The organism is Roseicyclus salinarum (assembly GCF_029624655.1).
Lineage (GTDB): Bacteria > Pseudomonadota > Alphaproteobacteria > Rhodobacterales > Rhodobacteraceae > Roseibacterium > Roseibacterium salinarum.
Map to the genome: position 1 here is coordinate 156,789 of NZ_JARRSA010000002.1, position 19,965 is coordinate 176,753.

16 protein-coding genes are annotated in these 19,965 nt (G+C 70.4%); 7 read left to right on the forward strand and 9 right to left on the reverse strand.

Annotated features, from left to right (window positions below; translation table 11 throughout):
• The 6 genes from P6F26_RS02210 to xdhA are packed head-to-tail and all read right to left on the reverse strand — an operon-like array spanning position 1 to position 8,163.
• The gene (locus P6F26_RS02210) at positions 1-924 is read right to left on the reverse strand and encodes an ABC transporter permease (RefSeq protein WP_278027002.1); all 924 of its coding nucleotides are present in this window, start codon (positions 922-924) and stop codon (positions 1-3) included.
• Complete coding sequence (locus P6F26_RS02215; protein ID WP_278027003.1) at positions 921-2,006, reverse strand: ABC transporter permease; 1,086 nt, start codon at positions 2,004-2,006, stop codon at positions 921-923. Before P6F26_RS02215 ends, P6F26_RS02210 begins: the two co-directional genes overlap by 4 nt.
• A complete protein-coding gene (locus P6F26_RS02220) occupies positions 2,003-3,556 on the reverse strand; it encodes an ABC transporter ATP-binding protein (protein ID WP_278027004.1) in 1,554 nt (517 codons plus the stop codon). The genes P6F26_RS02215 and P6F26_RS02220 overlap by 4 nt, the downstream gene beginning before the upstream one ends.
• 16 nt (positions 3,557-3,572) lie before the next feature.
• Entirely contained in the window at positions 3,573-4,349 is a 777-nt protein-coding gene (gene xdhC / locus P6F26_RS02225) for a xanthine dehydrogenase accessory protein XdhC (protein ID WP_278027005.1), read from the reverse strand.
• Entirely contained in the window at positions 4,346-6,784 is a 2,439-nt protein-coding gene (gene xdhB / locus P6F26_RS02230) for a xanthine dehydrogenase molybdopterin binding subunit (protein ID WP_278027006.1), read from the reverse strand. Before xdhB ends, xdhC begins: the two co-directional genes overlap by 4 nt.
• Complete coding sequence (gene xdhA, locus P6F26_RS02235; protein ID WP_278027007.1) at positions 6,781-8,163, reverse strand: xanthine dehydrogenase small subunit; 1,383 nt, start codon at positions 8,161-8,163, stop codon at positions 6,781-6,783. Before xdhA ends, xdhB begins: the two co-directional genes overlap by 4 nt.
• Before the next feature lie 261 nt (positions 8,164-8,424).
• Here xdhA and P6F26_RS02240 point away from each other — a divergent pair, with 261 nt between their 5' ends.
• Both P6F26_RS02240 and dnaE read left to right on the forward strand, forming a co-directional pair.
• A complete protein-coding gene (locus P6F26_RS02240) occupies positions 8,425-9,252 on the forward strand; it encodes a DUF6544 family protein (protein WP_278027008.1) in 828 nt (275 codons plus the stop codon).
• 93 nt (positions 9,253-9,345) lie between these two features.
• Positions 9,346-12,888: a DNA polymerase III subunit alpha gene (gene dnaE, locus P6F26_RS02245; protein ID WP_278027009.1), complete on the forward strand. Its 3,543-nt coding sequence runs from the start codon at positions 9,346-9,348 to the stop codon at positions 12,886-12,888.
• 4 nt (positions 12,889-12,892) lie between these two features.
• On the opposite strand, the gene P6F26_RS02250 is transcribed toward dnaE, so the two are convergent.
• Positions 12,893-13,771: a LysR family transcriptional regulator gene (locus tag P6F26_RS02250; protein WP_278027010.1), complete on the reverse strand. Its 879-nt coding sequence runs from the start codon at positions 13,769-13,771 to the stop codon at positions 12,893-12,895.
• Positions 13,772-13,927: 156 nt separating this feature from the next.
• Here P6F26_RS02250 and P6F26_RS02255 point away from each other — a divergent pair, with 156 nt between their 5' ends.
• Positions 13,928-14,191, forward strand: coding sequence for a nickel-binding protein (locus P6F26_RS02255; protein ID WP_278027011.1), 264 nt, complete (start codon positions 13,928-13,930; stop codon positions 14,189-14,191).
• A 51-nt stretch (positions 14,192-14,242) separates the two neighbouring features.
• The gene (locus P6F26_RS02260) at positions 14,243-15,457 is read left to right on the forward strand and encodes an MFS transporter (RefSeq protein ID WP_278027012.1); all 1,215 of its coding nucleotides are present in this window, start codon (positions 14,243-14,245) and stop codon (positions 15,455-15,457) included.
• A 79-nt stretch (positions 15,458-15,536) separates the two neighbouring features.
• Here the strand turns inward: P6F26_RS02260 and P6F26_RS02265 are convergent, their stop codons facing one another.
• Positions 15,537-15,740 carry a SlyX family protein gene (locus tag P6F26_RS02265; RefSeq protein ID WP_278027013.1) on the reverse strand — a complete coding sequence of 68 codons (204 nt, stop codon included), beginning with the start codon at positions 15,738-15,740 and terminating at the stop codon, positions 15,537-15,539.
• A gap of 105 nt (positions 15,741-15,845) precedes the next feature.
• Between P6F26_RS02265 and hisS the strand changes: the two genes are divergently transcribed.
• From hisS to hisG, 3 genes are read left to right on the forward strand one after another with little or no spacing between them, the layout of a single operon-like run.
• Positions 15,846-17,342: a histidine--tRNA ligase gene (gene hisS, locus P6F26_RS02270; protein ID WP_278027014.1), complete on the forward strand. Its 1,497-nt coding sequence runs from the start codon at positions 15,846-15,848 to the stop codon at positions 17,340-17,342.
• Complete coding sequence (locus tag P6F26_RS02275; RefSeq protein ID WP_278027015.1) at positions 17,339-18,463, forward strand: ATP phosphoribosyltransferase regulatory subunit; 1,125 nt, start codon at positions 17,339-17,341, stop codon at positions 18,461-18,463. Before hisS ends, P6F26_RS02275 begins: the two co-directional genes overlap by 4 nt.
• Positions 18,460-19,155: an ATP phosphoribosyltransferase gene (hisG, locus tag P6F26_RS02280; RefSeq protein WP_278027016.1), complete on the forward strand. Its 696-nt coding sequence runs from the start codon at positions 18,460-18,462 to the stop codon at positions 19,153-19,155. Before P6F26_RS02275 ends, hisG begins: the two co-directional genes overlap by 4 nt.
• 51 nt (positions 19,156-19,206) lie before the next feature.
• On the opposite strand, the gene P6F26_RS02285 is transcribed toward hisG, so the two are convergent.
• Positions 19,207-19,935, reverse strand: a complete 729-nt coding sequence (locus P6F26_RS02285) for a VPLPA-CTERM sorting domain-containing protein (protein ID WP_278027017.1) — start codon at positions 19,933-19,935, stop codon at positions 19,207-19,209.
• Between the last annotated feature and the right edge of the window lie 30 nt (positions 19,936-19,965).

Genomic DNA, 19,965 nt, shown 5'->3' on the forward strand with positions numbered 1-19,965 from the left:
CTAGCCGCTGGCATGGAACACCTTGCCGAGCGCGGCCGGTGCGTTCAACGCGGCGCGTGTGCGGTCCGAGGAAATCAGCACCAGGACGACGATCGTCACGAGGTAGGGCGAAGCGTCGAGGAGCGCGACCGGAACGCCCACCTCGGCGGCCTGCAGGCGCAGCTGCAACGCCGAGATCCCGCCGAAAAGGTAGGCCCCGAACAGCACGCGCCACGGCTTCCACGACGCGAAGACCACGAGCGCGAGCGCGATCCACCCCGCGCCCGCCGTCATGCCCTCGATCCAGTTCTGCACCCGCGCGACCGACAGGAAGGCCCCCGCGAGCCCCGCGCAGGCGCCGCCGAAGAGGATCGCCATTACGCGGATGCGGACCACCTTGTAGCCAAGCGCGTGGGCGGCGTCGTGGCTTTCGCCCACCGCGCGCAGGATCAGGCCCGTGCGCGTGTGCCGCAGCACGAACCACACCGCCCCCACGAGCAGGACGGAGACGTAGATCATCGGCGAATGGCCGAACAGGATCGGACCCGCGACGGGGATCGCCTGCATCGCCGGGGGGAACAGGTCTGCCGAAACGGGCACCTGCTGGCCCGAATATCCCACGCCCAGCAGCGCCGCGAGCCCGAGCCCGAACAGCGTCAGTGCCAGTCCCGTCGCCACCTGGTTCGACAGCAGCACCTGCGTGAGGAAGGCGAAGACCGCCGAGAGGATCATGCCGCCCGCCATTCCGGCGAGGAAGGCGAGGGCCACGGACCCGGTCTCGACGGCGGTCATGAAGCCCGTGACCGCGCCGATGATCATCATCCCCTCGACGCCGAGGTTCAGGACGCCCGCCCTCTCGACGACGAGCTCTCCGATCGCGGCCAGCAGGACCGGCGTGGAGGCGATGATCAGCGCGACCACAAGCGTGACGGGATCGATCATCATGCGGCGGCCTCGCGCCTGGTGCGGATGCGGTAGTTCGACAGCACGTCGAGCGCGAGCAGGAAGAACAGAAGCATCCCCTGGAAGGCCTGGATCGCCGGGGCGGGCACGCCCAGCATCAGCTGCGCAAGCTCTCCGCCGATATAGGTCAGCGCCATCAGGAGCCCCGCAAAGAGGATGCCGACGGGATGCAGGCGGCCGAGGAACGCCACGATGATCGCGGTGAACCCGTAGCCCACGTTGAAGTCGATGGAGATCTGGCCGGCGGGCCCCGATACCTCGAAAAGGCCGGCCGCACCCGCCAGGGCCCCCGAGACCCCGAGACACAGAAGCACGAGCCGTCCGGGGTTCACGCCCGCGAAGCGCGCCGCGCGCGGCGCCTGCCCCGCGAGGCGGATCTGGTAGCCAAGGACGTGGCGGTTCAGGAGAACGTAGGCGGCGATGACGGCGACGAAGGCCAGAAGCACGCCCCAATGCATGCCCGTCCCCGCGATCAGCTCGGGATTGTCGGTGCCGGGATGCCGCGCGAGGTTGCGGCTTCCGGGAAAGCCCATCGCGTCGGGGTTCCTCAACCAATTGGTCGCGGCGGAGGCGAGGATCGCCTCGGCGACGTAGACCAGCAGCAACGACACGAGGATCTCGTTGGTGCGGAAGCGTGTCTTCAGGATCCCCGGGATCATCGCCCAGGCCCACCCGCCCAAGACCCCCGCGACCACCATGCCCGGATAGATCAGCGGGCTTTCGGACGGATAGAACGCAAGCCCGAACGCCGCCCCGCAGATCGCGCCGATGATGTACTGCCCCTCGGCGCCGATGTTCCAGATCCCCGCCCTGAACCCGAGGCTGAGGCCGATGGCGATCAGGATCAGCGGCCCGGCCTTCACCAGAAGCTGCGGGCGGGAATAGCCGGCGAACTGTTCCGAAAAGAGCGGGTCCCAGAAGATGATGCGGATGGCCGCGAAAGGATCCTTGCCCAGAAGCGAAAACATGACGCCGCCCGCGATCATGGTCATGATCACCGCCACGACCGGCGTCGCCGCGCCCCAGAAGCGGGACGGGCTGGGGCGTTTCTCCAGCCGGATCAAGGCACCGCCTCCGCAAGCCTGCCCGTCGCCGCGCCGTCCCCGGCGAGGTCGTGCATGTCGTGGGCGCCGCCCAGCATCAGGCCGACCTCCTCCATCGACAGGCCGCGCGCGGGCCGCGGCGCCGAGAGCCGCCCCTCGTTCAGCGCGCAGAAACGGTCGGAGATTTCCAGAAGCTCGTCGAGGTCCTGGCTGATGACGATGACCGCGGCCCCGTCCGAAGCGAGGTCCAGAAGCGCCTGCCGGATCGCCGCGGCCGCCGAGGCGTCAACGCCCCATGTCGGCTGGTTGACCACCAGCACGTCGGGCGCCTGCAGGATCTCGCGGCCGATGACGAATTTCTGCAGGTTGCCGCCCGACAGGGCGCGCGCGGCCACTCCGGCCCCTGGCGTGCGCACGTCGAAGCGCGCGATGATCTCCTCGGCGAAGGCGCGCGCCTTGCCCCAGCCGACGAAGCCCGACCGGTCGAGGCCGCGTCGCGCGCGTCCGGTCAGGACGGCGTTTTCGGTCAGGCTCATGTCGGGGGCGGCGGCATGGCCGAGGCGTTCCTCGGGCGCGCACAGAAGGCCCGCGCGGCGCCGCGCCTCCGGCCCGGTCGCGCCGATGGCCTGGCCGCGAAGCTCGATCATGCCGGGCGCCACGGGCCGCTCGCCCGACAGCGCCGCCAGCAGTTCGTCCTGCCCGTTGCCCGCCACGCCGCCGATGCCCAGCACCTCGCCCGCCCGCACCTCGAGGCCGACATGCCGCAGCGGCGTGCCGAAGGGCGAGGCGGGCTCCAGCGACAGGCCCGAGACATGCAGCAGGACTTCGCCCGGTGCGGTGGCCGCGCGCGCCGGTGTCGACAGCGACTTGCCCACCATCAGTTCCGCCATCCCCGCCGCCGAGACCTCGGCCGGGACGCAGCTTCCCACGACCTTTCCCAGCCGCAGGATCGTGGCCGCGTCGCAAAGCGTGCGGATCTCCTCGAGCTTGTGGGAGATATACAGGATCGCGGTCCCCTCGGACGACAGCTTGCGCAGCGTGTGGAACAGGATCTCGACCTCCTGCGGGGTCAGGACCGAGGTCGGCTCGTCCATGATCAGGAGCTTGGGGTCCTGCAGAAGGCAGCGGATGATCTCCACCCTCTGCCGCTCGCCCGCGCTCAGGTCGCCCACCATCCGCCCGGGGTCGAGCGGCAGGCCGTAGGCGCGGCTGACCTCGTGGATGCGGCGTGAAAGGTCACGCGGCTTCGGCGGGCTCTCCATGCCGAGCGCGATGTTCTCGGCCACGCTCAGCGCCTCGAACAGCGAAAAGTGCTGGAACACCATCGCCACGCCCGAGGCGCGCGCCGCCCGCGGCTCGGCCGGTGCATAGGGCGCGCCGTTCAGCGTCATCGTTCCGCTGTCAGGCCGCACGAGGCCGTAGATCATCTTGACCAGCGTGGACTTGCCCGCGCCGTTCTCGCCGAGAAGCGCATGGACCTCGCCCGGCGCGATCCCGAAAGACACGTCGTCGTTGGCCACGACACCGGGATAGGCCTTGGTCAGCCCCCTGATCTCGAGGAGTGCCGTCACGTGCCCGCGCTTCCCTTCATGCTTCCCCGTGGCCCGCTTCGCGCGCCGAATCCCCATCTGCCGCTTCCTTGGGCATATGCTCTTTCAGTAGCCGCGCGGCGACCCCGACGGCAATGGCCTGCGGGTGCTTGCCAAGGCTCGGGTCGCCGATCGGGCAGTCGATGCGCGAAATTTCAGCAATCCCGTGGCCCATCGCCGCCAGCCGCGAACGGAACCGCGCCCATTTGGTCGCCGACCCGATCAGGCCGCACCCCGCGAAGCCGTGCCCGAGGGCCGCGTCGCAAAGCGCGAGATCGATGTCGTGGGAATAGGTGAGGATCAGGTGATGCGCGTCCCGCGGGGCGTGCTGCATCAGCCTCGGTGGATCGGCCGCGACAAGGCGCGTGACCGCGTCGGGGACCTGCGGCGGAAAACGGTCCTCCGCCGTGTCGATCCATGTGATCGCAACCCCGGGCAGCGGCGCGAGCACCCCGACCAGCGCGCGCCCCACATGGCCCGCGCCCCAGACCCAGAGCGGCGCGCCCTGGGACCTCTTCAGCCCCTCGGCCGCCTCGAAGCGCAGCTCGACCGCCCCGCCGCAGCATTGCCCGAGGCCGGGCCCGAGCGAGATCCGCCGCTCGGCCCGCGCGACGCCCTCCGCCAGCATCCGCCGCGCCTGCGCCATCGCCTCCCATTCCAGAGCGCCGCCGCCGATGGTGCCCCGCGCGCCCTCCGCGGTCACGAACATCTGCGCGCCCGCCTCGCGCGGGGCCGAGCCGCGGGTCGCGACGACCGTGACGCGGATGCCCGTCATCGCCCGCCGCGCGCCCGGTTCACCGCCGCCAGCACGGCCTCCGGCGTCGCCGGCGCGCGCAGGTCGGGGAAATGCGGCCCGCAGGCGGCGCAGGCCTGCCCCAGCGCCGAGAACACGCTGATCCCGAGCATGAACGGAGGCTCGCCCACGGCCTTCGAGCGATAGATCGTCTCTTCCCGGTTCTCGCCGTCCCAGAGTTGCACGTCGAATTCCCGCGGACGGTCCGAACACGCCGGGATCTTGTAGGTCGACGGCGCATGGGTCCGCAGCAGCCCGGCGTCGTCCCAGACGAGCTCCTCCATGGTCAGCCATCCGGCGCCCTGCACGAAGCCGCCCTCGATCTGCCCGATGTCGAGCGCCGGGTTCAGCGACGCGCCGCAATCGTGCACGATGTCGGTTCGCAGGATGCGGTTCTCGCCCGTCAGCGTGTCGATCGCCACCTCCGAGCAGGCGACGCCGTAGGCGAAGTAGAAGAACGGCCGCCCGCGCCCCGCGATCCGGTCCCATTCGATCTTCGGCGTGCGGTAGAACCCCGTCGCGCTCAGCGAGACGCGCGCCATGTAGGTCTTCGTGACCGCCTCCTCGAAGCTCATCGCGGCGCCGTTCGCCCGCACCATGCCGTGCTCGAAGACGACCGACGCGGGCTCGGCCTGCAGCTCGGGCGCCACGACGGCCGCGATGCGCGCGCGGATCTCGTCGCAGGCGGCCTTGACCGCCATGCCGTTCAGGTCGCTCCCCGAGGACGCTGCGGTGGCCGAGGTGTTCGGCACCTTGCCGGTGTCCGTCGCGGTGATCTTCACACGCTCCGGCGCGACCCCGAAACGGTCCGCCGCCACTTGCGCGACCTTCCGGAACAGGCCCTGTCCCATCTCGGTGCCGCCGTGGTTCATGTGGATCGAGCCGTCCTGGTAGACATGCACCAGCGCGCCCGCCTGGTTGAGATGCGTCAGCGTGAAGGAGATGCCGAACTTCACCGGCGTCACCGCGATCCCCCGCTTCAGGATCTCGCTGCCGGCGTTCCACTCCGCGATGCGCGCCTTGCGCTCGGAGACGCGCGCCCCGGCCTCCAGCCGTTCGGTCATCGCGTGCAGGATGAAATCCTCCACCTCCATTCCGTAGGGCGTCGTGTTCCCGGCGGCGTCGTGCGGCGCGGGCGAATGCGCCGCGCCGAAGCGCGACGCACCCCCCGATCCCGTCGCGACCCTGACCGAGCCGCGCCCGGCAAGGTCGGCGGTCTCCAGCACCCCGCCCTTCATCTTTCCCGAAATACGCGTCTCGCCGCCCGCCACGGGCGCCTCGGCATAATAGTTGCGCCGCCGCACCTCGAGCGGATCGAGACCCAGCGCGTGGGCCACGTGGTCCATGACGCGCTCGATGCCCACCATCCCCTGCGGTCCGCCGAAGCCGCGGAAGGCCGTCGCGCTCTGGGTGTTGGTCCTCAGCCGATGCGACGTGATCCGCGCGTGCGGCAGCAGGTAGGCGTTGTCGGCATGCAGCATCGCGCGGTCCGCTACCGGCAGGCTCAGGTCCATCGACCAGCCGCAGCGGATCATCTGCGTGAAGTCCACGCCGAGGATCCGCCCGTCCTCCTGCACGCCGACGCGGTAGGCGATGCGCGCGTCGTGGCGCTTGCCCGTCACCACGAAGTCGTCGTCGCGGTCGTAGCGCATCTTGGCGGGCCTGCCGGTCCGCGCCGCCACCACGGCGCAGGCGATGGCGAGGTGGTTGCCCTGGCTCTCCTTGCCGCCGAAGCCGCCGCCCATGCGCCGGACCTCGACACGGACCGCATGCATCGGACGCGCGATCGCGTCGGCGACCTTGTGCTGGATCTCGGTCGGGTGCTGCGAGGAGGAATGGACGATCATGTCGCCGTCTTCCTGCGGCATCGCCAGCGCCGACTGCCCCTCGAGGTAGAAATGCTCCTGACCGCCGATCTCGATGCTGCCCTCGATCACGCGCGGCGCGTGCGCGAGCGCGGCCTCCACGTCGCCCTTGGCGTAGATCCGTGGGCCGTCCTCGAAGATCGACCCCGCCGCCAGCGCCTCGTCGATGCTCAGGATCGGCGTCTCCGCCTCGATCCCGGCCACGGCGAGCGCGGCCGCCTTCCGGGCCAGCAGGTGGCTTTCGGCGGCGACCAGGAACAGCGGCTGGCCCGCGTAGTGGATCGCGCCGTCGCTCAGGAGCGGCTCGTCATGGGCCGAGGGCGAGCAGTCGGGGATGGTCTCGAAATCCTCGCCCGACAGCACCATGACGACGCCGGGCGACGCGCGCACCGCCGCGAGGTCGAGCCGCTCCAGCCGCCCCTTCGCCACCGTCGATACGCCGAAGGCGAGGTGCAGGCAGTCCGGCGGCACGGGGATGTCGTCGACGTAGCGGGCGGCGCCGGTGACGTGCAGCGGGGCCGCATCGTGCGGCAGCGGCTTGCGGACGCTCACGGCGCGACCTCCAGGACCGAGACCGGCGCGCCCGAGATGTCGTGGAAGTAGCGCACCGCCATGTTCGCCGCCGTCTCCAGCCTATAGCCCGCAGATGCGCGCATGTCGTCGAGCGGCCTGAAATCCCGCGCGAAGCCGTCGCGCGCGGCCTCGAAGGTCTCGAGGCTCCAGGGCCGTCCGACCAGCGCCGCCTCGACATGGCCGGCCCGCTTCGGGATGCCCGCCATGCCGCCGAAGGCGATCCGCGCCGCGGTGATCACGCCGTCCTCGACCGTCACGTTGAAGGCGCCGCAGACCGCCGAGATGTCCTGGTCGAACCGTTTCGACAGCTTGTAGACGCGCAGCCGGTCGGGCTGGACCGGGAAGGAAACGGCCTCGACGAACTCGCCGGGGACGCGATCCTGTTTGCCGTAGTCGAGGAAGAACGCCTCGAGCGGGAGGGACCTGCGGACCGGGCCCCGGCGCAGGTGCAGCGTCGCGCCGAGCGCGATCAGCGCGGGCGGGCTGTCGCCGATGGGCGAGCCGTTGGCGATGTTTCCGCCGACCGTCGCGGCGTTGCGGACCTGCACCGAGCCGTAACGGCGCACCATCTCGGCGAAGCTGGGGTGAAGCTGCGCGACGAAGGCGCCGAAATCCGTCAGCGACGTCATCGCGCCGACGCGGACGGTTTCCCCGTCCGACGAGACGCCCCGCAGATCGGCGCAGTTGTTCAGGAACGCCACGGGAGCGAGATCGCGCAGCGCCTTCGTCACCCAGAGGCCCACGTCCGTCGCCCCGGCGATCAGCGTGGCGTCGGGATGGGCCTCGTACCACGCGGCGAGCGCGTCGGCGCTTTCGGGCATCGCGACGCCTTCGGCACGGCCGACGTCCTGCGCCAGAAGCTCCAGCGCCTCGGCGTCTTCGGTCATCCAGTCGGGCACCGGTTCGGCGGCGGCGGCCTCGGCCGCGCGGATGATTGGCGCATATCCGGTGCACCGGCAGAGGTTGCCTGCGAGCTGGTCGTCGAAATCCGTCCGCCCGTTCAGATGCGCGGTGGCCATCGACACGATGAACCCCGGCGTGCAGAAGCCGCATTGGCTGCCGTGATGCTCCACCATCGCGGCCTGTACCGGGTGCAGCGCGCCGTCGGGGCCTGCGATGCCCTCGACCGTGCGCACCGCGCGGCCGTGCAGCTGGGGCATGAACAGGATGCAGGCGTTCAGCGCGCGCGCGCCGCCCGCATCGCTGACCATGACCGTGCAGGCGCCGCAATCGCCTTCGTTGCAGCCTTCCTTGGTGCCGGTCAGGCGCTTTCGTTCGCGCAGCCAGTCGAGCAGCGTCGTGGTCGGAGCCGTGTCGACCGACTGCGGTTCCCCGTTGAGAAGAAACCGGATCGTCATGGGATCTCATCCGCCGCGATACCTTTTCCGGGGTGGTCGTCCGGCCCTCGATGCGGCGTAGAGGGCGGCCCCGTTTTCGTGGTCGACCGCAGGCTAGAAGAACGGCCCCGGCCCCGCTTTGCAAGAGGAGTGCGGTCGCAGGGGCGAAGTGCCCGCATTTCGGGCGTCCGAGGCCCGCGGTGCCGGGCCGGGCTTGCGCAGGATCAACGACGCGGCAGCGCAGGGTCGATAGTTCGGCGCGAAAGATCAAGGAGGCGGCACATGACGGGTCTCGAATTCGCGGGCGTCGCGCTGGCGCTCGGTGTGGCGGCGGGCGTCGCGGCCCACCTCGTATCAGCCGCGCGGTTCCGCGCGCAGGCGGCCCGTTTGGCCTCGGCGATCGCCGAGGGGCCAGCGGCCTCCGCGGCCGATCCGCCGGACGCCCCGCGGCGCTTCGCCCTCGGCAACATCCGCGGCGACCGGGGCCCGTTCCGGGCGATCCGGATCGTCCAGGATGCCGATTTCAGAAGGGCGGAGACGTGGGGCCCGATGCCCGCCGTCCAGCACATCTGCCTCGGCGCGCCGGGCTTCGTCTGGAACGCGCGCGCGCCCGGTCCCGGTCTTCTTCCGGGCCTGCCGATGTTCACCGTGATCGACGCCCATGTCGGGGGCAGGGGGCTTCTGCGGGCCAACGCCCTCGGCTCGATCCCGGTCGCCCGCGCCGAGGGGGCCGTGCTCGACCGGTCCGAGGCCATGCGCTACCTCGCCGAGCTGCCGTGGGCGCCCGACGCGATCCTCGGCAACCCCGACATCGCGTGGCGCGAGACCGGCGCGGCCGAGGTCGAGGCGCGGATCGAGACGCCCTCGGGCCCGGCCGCCGTCCGCCTCGCCTTCGATGGGGCGGGCGACATCGTCGGAATGACGGCGCTCCGCCCCGACACGGGCCCCGGCGGCGCCGAGATCGCGCGCGAGTGGCGCGGCGTCTTCACGGATTACGGCTGGCTCGGAGAGCGTCGCATCCCCACGCGGGGCGAGGTCGGCTATGTCGAGGACGGCGTGTTCCGGCCCTACTGGCGCGGGCGGGTGACATCGCTGGAGCTTCTCCGCTGAGGCTACAACAAACAGCGCGGACCTTGCGTCGATCCACAAGATGATGCGGCTTCGGTCTTTCCCCCGCGGCGCTCCTCGCCTAGCATCCGCGCCATGGCCGCGCCGCGATTCATCCATCTCCGCCTGCACACCGAATATTCGCTGCTGGAAGGCGCGATGCGGGTGAAGAAGCTTCCCGGCCTCGTGGCGAAGGCGGGCATGCCCGCCGTGGCCGTGACCGACACCAACAACATGTTCTGCGCGCTGGAATTCTCGGAGACCGCGGCGAAGGCCGGGGTGCAGCCCATCGTCGGCTGCCAGCTCGATGTCGATTACGCCCCAGTGCGCCCCGGCGAGGCCCCCAATCCCTACGCGGCCGTGGTGCTGCTGGCGCAGGACGAGGCGGGCTACCGCAACCTCATGAAGCTCAACAGCTGCCTCTACCTGCGCGCGGACGGCGCCTTGCCGCATGTGACGATGGAGGAGCTCGGGGCGCATGGGCAGGGCCTGATCTGCCTGACGGGCGGGCCCGACGGTCCGGTCGGGCGGCACCTGCAGAACGGCAACGCGACCCGCGCCCGCGAGACGATGGAGCGCCTCGCCGCGATCTATCCCGGCCGCCTCTACGTCGAGCTGCAGCGCCATCCCGCCGAGGGCGGCGCGCCGCAGGCCGAGCGCCTGACCGAGCGGGGCCATGTCGAGCTTGCCTACGACATGGGCCTGCCGCTGGTCGCCACCAACGACGTCTACTTTCCCGAGCCCTCGATGTACGCGGCCCACGACGCGATGATCTGCATCGCCGAGGGCGCCTATGTCGACCAGTCCGAGCCGCGCCGCCGCCTGACCTCGCAGCACTATTTCAAGACGCCCGAGGAAATGGCCGCGCTGTTCGCCGACCTGCCCGAGGCGATCGAGAACACCGTGGAGATCGCGCGCCGCTGCGCCTTCCGCGCCCGGACGCACGACCCGATCCTGCCGCGCTTCGCCGACGACGAGGTGGACGAGTTGCGCCGTCAGGCGCGCGAGGGCCTGAAGGCCCGCCTCGCCGTCATTCCGCACGCCGCCCCGGTCGAGGACTACGAGAAGCGCCTCGACTTCGAGCTGGGCATCATCGAGGGGATGGGCTTTCCGGGTTATTTCCTGATCGTGGCCGACTTCATCAAGTGGGCCAAGGACAACGACATCCCCGTCGGGCCGGGCCGGGGATCGGGCGCGGGCAGCCTCGTGGCGTATGCGCTGACGATCACCGACCTCGATCCCTTGCGCTACTCGCTCCTGTTCGAGCGCTTCCTCAACCCCGAGCGGGTGTCCATGCCCGACTTCGACATCGACTTCTGCATGGACCGCCGCGAAGAGGTCATCCGCTACGTCCAGGAAAGATACGGCCGCGACAAGGTGGGCCAGATCATCACCTTCGGCGCGCTCCTGTCGAAGGCCGCCGTGCGCGACGTGGGGCGCGTCCTTCAGATGTCGTTCGGGCAGGTCGACAAGCTGTCGAAGATGATCCCGGTCGAAGGCGTCAAACCCGTTTCCATCGAGCAGGCCATCGCGCAGGAAGAGCGCATCCGCAACGAGATGGTCGAGACCGAGCAGGACCGCCGCGAGGGCCGCGAGAACCCGGTGCGGCGGCTGTTCGACTACGCGGGCAAGATCGAGGGGCTTCTGAGGAACGCCTCGACCCACGCCGCGGGCGTGGTGATCGGCGACAGGCCCCTCGACGAGCTGGTGCCACTCTACCGCGATCCTCGGTCGGACATGCCCGCCACCCAGTTCAACATGAAGTGGGTCGAGCCCGCGGGCCTCGTGAAGTTCGACTTCCTCGGCCTCAAGACGCTGACCGTGATCCAGAACGCGATCGAGCTGATCCACGCCGGCGGCCGCAGCCTTCACGAGGCGGCCGACGGCCGCCGTCTCTACGATCCGCCCGAGGGCGCGGAGAACCAGATCAACGCGATCCCGCTCGACGATCCGGCCACCTACGAGCTCTACGCCTCGGCCAAGACGGTCGCGGTGTTCCAGGTGGAAAGCTCGGGCATGATGTCGGCGCTGATGCAGATGAAGCCCACCTGCATCGAGGACATCGTGGCGCTGGTCGCGCTCTATCGGCCCGGCCCGATGGAGAACATCCCGAAATACTGCCAGGTCAAGAACGGCCTCAGCGAGCGCGACTACCTGCACCCGTCGGTCGATCACATCCTCGACGAGACGCAGGGCATCATCGTCTACCAGGAACAGGTGATGCAGATTGCCCAGGAGATGGCGGGCTACAGCCTCGGCGGCGCCGACCTGCTGCGCCGCGCGATGGGCAAGAAGATCCAGGAGGCGATGGACGCCGAGCGTCCCAAGTTCATCGCAGGCGCCAAGGAAAACGGCGTCGACGACGCCAAGGCGCTGGAGGTCTGGAACCTTCTCGACAAGTTCGCCAACTACGGTTTCAACAAGTCGCACGCCGCCGCCTACGCCGTCGTGAGCTACCAGACCGCGTGGCTCAAGGCGAACCACCCCGTCGAATTCATGGCCGCCGTCATGAACTGCGACATCCACCTCACCGATAAGCTGGCCATCTACAAGGCCGAGGTCGACCGCATGGGGATCGAGGTTCTGGCGCCTTGCGTGAACCGGTCCGACGCGAGCTTCACGGTGCGGGAGGGCAGGCTTCTCTATGCGCTCGGGGCGCTGAAGAACGTGGGCGTTGACGCGATGCGCCTCATCGTGGAGGCCCGCCGCGGCGGGAACGGTCACGACAGGCCCTTCGCCACGCTCTACGACTTCGCCCGCCGCGCGGACCTCAAGCGCGTGGGCAAGCGGTCGCTGGAGATGCTGGCGCGTTCGGGCGCCTTCGACGCGCTCGACCGCAACCGCGCCCGCGTGCTGGCGGGCCTCGACGCGCTCGTCGCCTATTCGGCGGCGATCCACGAGCAGAAGGGCAGCGCGCAGGTCTCGCTTTTCGGAGAGGCGGGCGAGGACCTGCCCGAGCCGCGTCTGCCCGATGCGGAAGACTGGATGCCCGCGCACATGCTGGCGCAGGAACATCAGGCCGTCGGCTTCTACTTCTCCGGCCACCCGCTCGACGACTACATGTCCGCGCTCAAGCGCAAGGGCTGCCTGACCCATGCCGAGGTCGAACGGCGCGCAAGCCGCGGCGATTTCGTCACCTGGATGGCCGGCGCCGTCGCTTCGCGGCAGGAACGCAAGAGCCAGCGCGGCACGCGCTTCGCCTTCGTTGGGCTGTCCGACCCGACCGGCACCTACGAGGTGATGCTGTTTTCCGAGGCGCTTGAGGCGCACCGCCACATCCTCGAGCCCGGCACCAACGTCCGAATTCAGGTCAAGGCCGAGGTGCAGGACGGCACGCTGCGCCTGCGCGGCGAGACGGTGCAGCTCGTGGACGACGCCGTGGCCGCCGAGGCGCGCGGCCTTCGCGTCTTCGTCGACGACTGCGCGGCGCCCACCTCGGTCGCGCAGCTTCTGGCGCGCATCGCCGCGGAGGACGCGCGCGCGCCCCGCGGCCCGGTCTACATCTGCGCCATGGCCCCCGACTTTCCGGACGGCGCCGCCGAGGTCGAGGCTCTGGTGGGCGAGGGGCTTCCGGTGTCCCCGCAGATCAAGGGCGCCCTGAAAAGCCTCGGCGGCGTCGTCACCGTCGAGGAGATCTGAGGCGCTATCCCGGCCAGGCGAAACCCTGCGCCGCGCGCACCAGCGCCGCCGTCGCCGGCGCGTGCCTTCGCCCCGGCACCGTGGCAAGCGTCACCTTCCGCGCCACGGCGGGCTCGATCAGCGGCCGCTGCACCAGTCCTGGCAGGCTCACCGAATACTCCGGCATGAACGCGAAACCGATCCCCGCCAGCACCATGGCCTGCACCCAGTCCTCCCGCTCCGAGCGGAAGCGGGCGTAAAGCGCGACGCCGTCATCCTCGCAGACCCGCATGACCATCTCGCGCATCTCGCACGACAGGCGGTCGACGTAATCCTCGCCCGACAGGTCCCGCAGGCTCACCGCGTTCATCTCCCCCAGCCGGTGCTGCGGCGGAATGACCACGACGTAGCGTTCCTCGTAGAGCGGATGGAGTCTGAAGGCCTCGGCGATGCCGTCGATGTCGGTCAGGATCGCCGCGTCCAGCCGTCCCGCCTCGAGGTCGCGCCGCAGCCTCGCAAGCGGGCCCTCGCTAACGGCAAGCTCGATGCCGGGATGCGCCGCGCCGAGCCGCGCGAGAAACCGCGCGAGGCGCATGTGGCCGATCGTGGACAGGACCCCCAGCCTCAGCGGCGCCTTCTCGAGAAGCCTGAAGCTTTCGGCCAGCGTCCGCGCGGCCTCGGCCTCGTCCGCGATGTGGCGCAGGTGCGGCAGCATCGAGCGCCCGAACTCGCTCAGCGCGACGCGCCGCCCCTCGCGCAGGAACAGCGCCGCACCCAGATCCTCCTCCAGCGCCTTGATCCCCTTGGTCAGCGCCGGTTGCGTCACGTGGCACTCCTCGGCGGCGCGCGTGAAGTTGAGTGTCCGCGCCGCCGCCAGCACATAGCGGATCTGCGACATCTCCATGGGCGTCCCTCCTGCCGCTCCACACCTCAGGCGCAGATCATACCGCATTTTCCCCAAACCGTGGGGAATGGAACGATAACGCAATTGCAGTTCCTCCCGGCGACGCGGTGCGGTGCAATGGCCGCGTTGGCAATCTCGATACGAGGAGACAGGACAATGCCGGTTTTCATGGTGGAACGCGATCTGAAGGGCATCGCCATGGAGGATCTCGCGGGCGCGCAGCGCGCCGCGATCGCCCAGGCCGCCGAGATGCGCGGCGCGGGGCAGCGCATCGATTACATCCGCTCGACCTTCGCCCCCGAGGACGGGCGCTGCATGTGCCTGTTCGAGGGCGAAAGCGCGGCGCAGGTGCAGGCGCTGAACGACGCGGCCGGGCTTCCCTACGCCCGCGTGGTGCCCGCGCTCGACCTCACGCCCTGACCCGCGCGAGGCCTCTATACTCCTGGGCGTGGCCGCCATAACGTCGCGGCCATGTCCGTGCTCGACTCCCGCATTTCATGGCGCCGCCTCGGCCTGTCGCTCGCGCTTTCGCTTGTCGGCAACGCGGGGATGTGGGCGATCATCGTCATCCTGCCAGCCGTCGAGGCCGAGTTCGGCGTCGACCGCGCCTCGGCCGCGCTGCCCTACACGCTGACGATGGCGGGATTCGCGCTCGGCAACTGGGTGATCGGCCGCTGGGTCGACCGCCACGGCGTCGCCCGCGTGCTGGCCGTCGCGGCGCTCCTGATGGGCGTCTCGTTCGCGGGCGCCGCCGCCGCGCCCGACATCGCCACGCTCTGCGCGCTGCAATTCGCCATCGGCTTCGCCACGGCGGCAAGCTTCGGGCCCCTCATCGCCGACGTGAGCCAGTGGTTCCTGCGCCGCCGGGGCATCGCGGTGGCGATCATCGCGTCGGGGAACTACCTGTCGGGGGCGATCTGGCCGCTGATCCTGGCCGACATCCTCGCGGGCCCCGGCTGGCGCACGGCCTACCTCGTCATCGCCGCCTCCGCGATCCTCGTGATGCTGCCATTGACCTTCGCGCTGCGCCGCCAGCTCCCCGACGAGGCGATCCACGCCTCCACCGCCGCCGCCGCGCTGCGCCAGCAGTCCGCGGGGCTGTCGCCCGTCACGCTGGTCTGGCTTCTGGCCGCGGCCGGCGTCGCGTGCTGCGTGGCGATGTCGATGCCGCAAGTGCACATCGTCGCCTATTGCGTGGACCTCGGCTACGGCCCCGCCGTCGGCGCCGAGATGCTCTCGCTCATGCTCATGGGCGGCGTCGTCTCGCGGCTGGTGTCGGGGCTGCTGGCCGACAGGCTCGGCGGCGTGCCGACGCTCCTCATCGGCTCCACGCTGCAGATGCTCGCGCTGTTCCTCTACCTGCCCACCTCGGGGCTCGCGCCGCTCTATGCCGTGTCGCTGGTCTTCGGGCTGGCGCAGGGCGGCATCGTGCCGTCCTACGCGATCATCGTCCGGGAATACCTGCCGCCGAAGGAGGCGGGGGCGCGGGTCGGCTTCGTCATCATGGCCACCATCGTCGGCATGGCGCTCGGGGGCTGGATGTCGGGATGGATCTACGACGTCACCGGCTCCTACGCCTGGGCCTTCCTGAACGGCATCGCCTTCAACGCGGTGAACGTCGCGATCATGCTCATGATCCTCCTGCGCTCGCGTCCGCGCAGTCCCGGCGCCGCCGTCCCTGCCTGAGCCTCCTTCATCTTTCCCGAAAATACCGCCGGGGGGAGGGCCGAAAGGCCCCGGGGGGCAGCGCCCCCCGTCCATGGCCCTACCAGTGCGGCGGCTTCTGATCGGCAAGCGGGACCTGCCCGCCCGCGTCTGCCTCGCGTTCGGCCTCACGCGCCATCAGCGTCTGGACCCGCGAGGTCAGCCGCGCGATCTCGGCATCCTGCCGCGCGACGACGTCCGACAGGTCGTCCACCGTGCGCACGAGATGCGCCAGCACTTCCTCGAGATCGTTCCTGTCGCTCATCTCACCCCTCCTTGCGGACCGCCATGGGCGGCTCCGGCCGCCTTGCCCCGCCCGCGCCCCTCGGATAGACGGGCCGCGTCAGGAAAGACAAGGCATCCCGACCCCATGGCCAAGACCAAGAAACAGCCCCGACCGAAGGCGGAGACGCCAAAGGGCTTCCAGGACCATTTCGGCGCCGAGGTCACCGAGCGCAACGCCATGCTGGCGAAGATCGCCGCGGTCTACGACCGCTACGGCTTCGATCCGCTGGAGACCTCCGCCGTGGAAACGGTCGAGGCGCTGGGCAAGTTCCTTCCCGACGTGGACCGGCCGAACGCGGGCGTCTTCGCGTTCCGCGAGGATGGCGACGCCGACGAGGACGGGACCTGGCTCGCGCTGCGCTACGACATGACCGCGCCTCTCGCCCGCGTCGCGGCGCAGTTCCGCAACGACCTGCCGAACCCCTACCGCCGCTACACGATGGGCCCCGTCTGGCGCAACGAGAAGCCGGGGCCGGGGCGGTTCCGGCAGTTCTATCAATGCGATGCCGACACGGTGGGCGCGGCTTCGGTCGCCGCCGACGCCGAGATCTGCGCCATGCTCGCCGAGACGCTGGAGGCCGTGGGCATCCCGCGCGGCGACTACATCGTGCGCGTGAACAACCGAAAGGTCCTGAATGGCGTCCTCGAGGTCGCGGGCCTTTCGGGCGAGGACAAGGCCCACGCGCGCGGCATCGTCCTGCGCGCCATCGACAAGCTCGACAAGTTCGGACCCGAGGGGGTGCGCCTCCTGCTCGGCAAGGGCCGCATGGACGACAGCGGCGACTTCACCGAAGGCGCCGGCCTGTCGGAGGCGCAGACCGACACGATCATGGGCTTCATGGACGCCCGGCGCGCGGACGGGCATGCCACCGTGGCCCGGCTGCACGAGCTGGTGGCGGGCTCGCCGACGGGTCTCGAGGGCGTGACCGAGCTGGAGACCATCGCCGAGCTTCTCGCGGCGCAGGGCTACGGTCCCGACCGCATCGTCATCGACCCTTCCGTCGTGCGCGGTCTCGGATACTACACCGGCCCCGTCTACGAGGCGGAGCTGACCTTCGAGATCACCGACGAGAAGGGCCGCCCGCGGCAGTTCGGCTCGGTGGCCGGGGGCGGGCGCTACGACGACCTCGTCAAGCGCTTCACCGGGCAGGAGGTGCCCGCCACGGGCATTTCCATCGGCGTCGACCGCCTTCTGGCCGCGCTGCGCGCCACGGGCCGCGTCTCGGGGACCACCCCTGGCCCGGTCGTCGTGACCGTCATGGACCGCGACCGCATGGCCGACTACCAGGCGATGGCCGCCGAGCTGCGCGCCGCCGGCATCCGGGCCGAGGTCTATCTCGGCAATCCGAAGAATTTCGGCAACCAGCTGAAATACGCGGACAAGCGGTCCAGCCCCGTCGCCGTCATCCAGGGCTCCGACGAGGCCGCGCGCGGGGTCGTCCAGCTCAAGGACCTGATCCTCGGCGCGAAGCTGGCCGAGGATGCAACGCTCGAGGAATGGAAGAGCCAGCCCGCCCAGACCGAGGCCGCACGCGCGGATCTCGTGGCCGGCGTGAGGGCGCTTCTGGACCGGCACGCGTGACGCCCAAGGCCGACATCCGCGCCGAGGCCGAGGCGCTGCGCGACGTCTTCACGCGCGCCGGAGCGACGCCCGTGGAGGCGCCGTTGATGCTGTCGGCCGACCTTCTGCTCGACCTCTACGGCGAGGACATCCGCGCCCGCGCCTACACCACCGATGATCCCGACCGCGGCGAGATGATGCTTCGCCCCGACTTCACCGTGCCGGTGGTGCAGGCGCACATGGCCCGCGCCGCCCGCGGCCGGGGCGCCGAGCCCGCGTGCTACACCTATCTCGGCGAGGTCTTCCGCAAGCAGCCGGCCGGGTCGGGCCGGCCGTCGGAATACCTCCAGCTCGGCTTCGAGCGGTTCGGCGACGGCGACCCCGCGCGTGCCGACGCCGCGGTCTTCGCCCTGTTCCACGAGGCGTTGGCGGGGCTGAACCTTCGGGCCGTCACCGGTGACATGGGCATTCTTCTGGCGGCCATCGAGTGCCTGTCCACGACGCCCGTGCGCAAGGCCGCGCTCAGGCGGCATGTCTGGCGTCCGCGCCGCTTCCGCGCGCTGCTGGAGCGCTACACCGGGCGCAGGCCGCCGCCCGCGGGTCGGGCCGAGCTGCTGGCGAAGGTGGCCGAGGCGGGCCTCGACGCGGTCATCGACGCGGCGGGCGTGGAGACCGGCCTGCGCTCCCGGAGCGAGATCGCGGCCCGCGTCGCGCATCTTCGCGCCGATGCCCGCACGCCGCCCATCGCCGCCACCGAGGCCGAGGCGCTGTCCGCGATCCTGAACCTCGAGGCCAGTCTGCCCGACGCCTGCGGGCGGTTGCGCGACCTCGAGGGGGACCTGCCGGGCCTCGCCCCCGCGGTCGATCGCTTCGCCGCGCGGATCACGGCGCTCGAGGCGGCCGGGCTCGACCCCGCCGCGCTGCCGTTCGAGGCAAGCTTCGGACGCACGACGATGGAATACTACGACGGTTTCGTCTTCGGCTTCCTCGCCGAGGGGCGTCCCGACATGCCGCCCGTCGCCACCGGCGGCCGCTACGACGCGCTGACCGCGATCGTGGGGCAGGGCGCGGCGATCCCGGCGGTCGGTGGCGTGATCCGCCCGGAACTGGTGCACGAGCTGCGCGGGGGCGCGCGGTCATGACGCTGCGCCTAGGCATACCGTCCAAGGGCCGCCTGATGGACAAGACCTTCGACTGGTTTGCCGCGCACGGGCTGTCGATGCGGCGGACCGGATCGGACCGCGACTACGCCGCCGCCGTCGATGGCGCCGACGTCGAGCTTCGGCTGCTGGCCGCCGGCGAGATCCCGCGCGAGCTTGCCGCGGGGCGCATTCACCTCGGCGTCACCGGGTCGGACCTCGTGCAGGAGCGCATCCCCGCCTGGGACCAGGCGGTCGAACGGCTTGCGCCGCTTGGCTTCGGCCATGCGGACCTGATCCTGGCGGTTCCGGTGTCGTGGGTCGATGTCCTGACGCTGGACGATCTGGATGCCGTGGCGGCCGAGTTCCGGGCGCGTCACGGATATCGCCTGCGGATCGCGACGAAGTATCACCGGCTGGTGCGCGAATTCCTGCGCGAGGCGGGCGTGGCCGATTATCGCCTCGTCGACAGCCAGGGCGCGACGGAGGGCACGGTGGCCCACGGCACGGCCGAGGCCATCGCCGACATCACCTCGACCGGCGAGACGTTGCGGGCGAACCACCTGCGGCCGCTCGCGGACGGGCTGATCCACCGCAGCGAGGCGACGCTGTTCCGCTCGCGGGTCGCGGACTGGGACGCGGCTGCGGTCGACGCCTTCGGCCACGTCCTCGACCGGCTGGACCTGAAGTCCTGAACGCCCGAGGGGCCGGGCGCGACGAAGGCCGCGCCCGGTGTCGTCGCAGGCTCAGCCCTTGCGCCGGCGCATGAGGGCGAGGCCGCCAAGTCCGCCCAGCAAGAGGACCGCCGAGGCCGGCAGCGGCACTGCCGAGATCTCGGCCGCACCCACCGGCAGGGTCGCGACGTAGCCGGGGCCTCGCTGCAGGCCGTTGTCGAAGTTCGCGTCGACGAAACCGCCGTGGATGACGTATTCGCGCAGGTCGAGCGGAAAGAGATCCCGGGCCGTGTAGTCCCGGCCCGAGACCGTGCTGAAGATCGGGCCGTTCTCGGGGGTGTCTGACATCAGGTCATAGGTGATGTCGTAGGTCACGCGGCCCGCGTCGTCCGCGAAGGGGCCGTTGTGGTTGCTGGCCGGCGTCGGGTTCTCCTCGAGCGACAGAAGCACGTCGCCATACTGGTCGAAGCCCTCGAACACGTCGACGAAGCCGTCACCGTTGCTGCCGTTGGCGATGTCGTCCTCGGCCATGGTCGGCGTGACGGAATTCCGTGGCGTGCCATCCTCGTTGAAGCGTCCATGGATGTGGTTCACGTGCGGCATCAGGGGCACGAGCCCCATGATGTCGGCGCGCACGCGAAGCGTCTGGGCGCGGGTGTCGTGGTCGAACAGGACCAGTCCGCTGACGCCGGACCGGTTCAGTTCCTGAACCACGGCCTCGTATTTCAGCACGACCGCCGAGGCCGGCGCGGCGAGCGACGCCACTGCGGCGGCGAGTGCGATGATTTTCCCTGTGGACATGGGCATCTTGCCTCCATTCGGTTCCTGACG

Coding starts and splice junctions, on each gene's coding strand:
- P6F26_RS02210 (WP_278027002.1), bottom strand. CDS start 924: ATGATGATCGATCCCGTCACGCTTGTGGTCGCGCTGATCATCGCCTCC.
- xdhC (WP_278027005.1), bottom strand. CDS start 4,349: ATGACGGGCATCCGCGTCACGGTCGTCGCGACCCGCGGCTCGGCCCCG.
- xdhA (WP_278027007.1), bottom strand. CDS start 8,163: ATGACGATCCGGTTTCTTCTCAACGGGGAACCGCAGTCGGTCGACACG.
- P6F26_RS02240 (WP_278027008.1), top strand. CDS start 8,425: ATGACGGGTCTCGAATTCGCGGGCGTCGCGCTGGCGCTCGGTGTGGCG.
- dnaE (WP_278027009.1), top strand. CDS start 9,346: ATGGCCGCGCCGCGATTCATCCATCTCCGCCTGCACACCGAATATTCG.
- P6F26_RS02250 (WP_278027010.1), bottom strand. CDS start 13,771: ATGGAGATGTCGCAGATCCGCTATGTGCTGGCGGCGGCGCGGACACTC.
- P6F26_RS02255 (WP_278027011.1), top strand. CDS start 13,928: ATGCCGGTTTTCATGGTGGAACGCGATCTGAAGGGCATCGCCATGGAG.
- P6F26_RS02260 (WP_278027012.1), top strand. CDS start 14,243: ATGTCCGTGCTCGACTCCCGCATTTCATGGCGCCGCCTCGGCCTGTCG.
- P6F26_RS02265 (WP_278027013.1), bottom strand. CDS start 15,740: ATGAGCGACAGGAACGATCTCGAGGAAGTGCTGGCGCATCTCGTGCGC.
- hisS (WP_278027014.1), top strand. CDS start 15,846: ATGGCCAAGACCAAGAAACAGCCCCGACCGAAGGCGGAGACGCCAAAG.
- hisG (WP_278027016.1), top strand. CDS start 18,460: ATGACGCTGCGCCTAGGCATACCGTCCAAGGGCCGCCTGATGGACAAG.
- P6F26_RS02285 (WP_278027017.1), bottom strand. CDS start 19,935: ATGTCCACAGGGAAAATCATCGCACTCGCCGCCGCAGTGGCGTCGCTC.